Genomic DNA, 1,968 nt, shown 5'->3' on the forward strand with positions numbered 1-1,968 from the left:
CGCCCACCACGGCCTGAACCACCGTCACCACCACGGCCAGACACGTCCCGAACCGGCTCACAACCCCGAACGCTCGCCCAACCTGACAATGCCCCGACGAGCACCTGGTGTGCCGGCTCCGCCCGGGCAGCGCGGGAGCGAACACCGCGAGCGACCACATCGACGTCTCCACCGAGGCCGTGCGGCAATTACCGACCCGCCGTCGCAGGAAGGTCCTCTTCCGTGCCGACGGCGCGGGCGCCACGAAGGAGTGGTTGGCCTGGATCACCTCCGGCGGCGGCAACAAGACCCACACCTGGGAGTATTCGGTCGGCTGGAGCAGGGACGAGGACTTCTGGGCCGGCCTGGCCAAGGTGCCCGAGAAGGCGTGGACGCCCGCGCTGAATGCGCAGGGCAACCCTCGCGAGGACGCGGCGCTGGTGGAGATCACCGACCTGCTCGACCTTTCGGGCTGGCCGGACGGCCTGCGGATCATCGTCCGCCGCGAGCCCATCCATCCCAAGTACACCAAGGACCTGAAGCCCTACGAGACGACCACCGGCTTTCGCTACACCGTGATCGCCACGAACACCGCCGGCCGGCAGCTGCAATGGCTCGACGCACGCCACCGCACCCACGCACACGTCGAGTCCGGGATCCGCAGGTCAAAGGCACTGACCCTGCTGCGACTGCCGTCGTTCAAGTTCGCCCTCAACCAGGCCTGGTACACCCTGCTCGCCCTGGCCATGGACCTGCTGTCCTGGCTGCAGCTCCTCGCCCTCGACGGCCGCCCGGCCCGCGCCGAGCCCTCCGCCGTCCGCACCGACCTGCTCGACGTCCCCGCCAAGCTCACCGAACACGCCCGTCGCCGCGAGCTCAACCTCGACCCCGCCTGGCCCGCCGCGCACCACGTCGTCGCCGCCTGGGACCGCGTCCAGGCCCTGCCCGACCCTGGCTGACCGCCACACCGCCGTCCCCGCGCACCGGAAGGAGAAGGCCCGCAACACCCTCGGCGAGTGGACGCCGACGACATGCCGCGGCGACACGCGGCCCACCGGCCTAACCCGCGGAGGCCGACCCACGAGACGAACCGTCAGGAACCGGACATCCCAGCCGACCCCCTCACGCCGGCGCGCGCACGTGAATGATCGAGGCGAGTCCCTTGAAGAATCGAGGTTGACAAGCTGCGGCGCGGGCGAGTTATGGATGAGTAATAATTACCTGGCCCTGGCGGCCTTCAGGTTTCGTCTTGTAGTTGAGATGGGGCATAGAGGCGCCCTATCCCCTCAATTTTATGCGCAGGAGATCATGATGTCTCGAACTCATCGCATTATTACTACCGTTGCCGCAGCAGTGGCGGTTGCAACCGTGGCCATTCCGAGTGGGAGTGCCTATGCCAGCACTACACTGCACCCTCGGAGCCACCATGTCACGCCATACATTAACATGTATGCAAGCACCTCCGGCGCTGCCGGATATTATGGAAATTCATACCAGCCTGGCACCACCGAAGTAGCCTGGGACAAGCCCACGCCGTGGTGGTCGATCAGCAAGTGTGTTGAACACAATGGTCACGCGGTGAAGGCTATTGGCTGGGTGAGGGCAACTCTTCCGAGCAGCAGCGTCGATGTCGAAGCTCAGGTAAATATCTACACTGGCACGAGCTGTGCAACCGACGTCAGTAAATTTGCTGGAAGCAGCGACAAACACTTCACACTTAATGGTCGTGGTACGACCACGGACATGGCGGTAGGAGCCGCAAACGTGGCTAACCCCAAGATTGACTGGGCCAACTTTTATGTCACTATGACTGATGCCTGATCAAGGGTAGGCATTAGCCTCGATTCGTCAGGGGTTGTGAGCTGCTGACCGGTTGGTCGGTTCGCCCCTTTTCTCCCTGATGGTTGGGGATGGGGCCGTCGCGTGTCGCTGCGGCTGCGCTCGGGTTCCACGGCACCGAGGGTGGTTGTCTTCCTTCCTGGTCCTCGT

General features: G+C 64.5%; 1 protein-coding gene and 1 pseudogene. Both read left to right on the top strand.

Annotated features, from left to right (window positions below; genetic code table 11):
- Positions 1-101: 101 nt before the first annotated feature.
- Positions 102-938, top strand: a pseudogene (locus tag ABZT03_RS44065) (transposase); the annotation flags it as partial.
- 247 nt (positions 939-1,185) lie between these two features.
- Entirely contained in the window at positions 1,186-1,800 is a 615-nt protein-coding gene (locus ABZT03_RS44070) for a hypothetical protein (RefSeq protein ID WP_356049924.1), read from the top strand.
- Positions 1,801-1,968 lie beyond the last annotated feature (168 nt).

The organism is Streptomyces sp. NPDC005574, assembly GCF_040605435.1.
Lineage (GTDB): Bacteria > Actinomycetota > Actinomycetes > Streptomycetales > Streptomycetaceae > Streptomyces.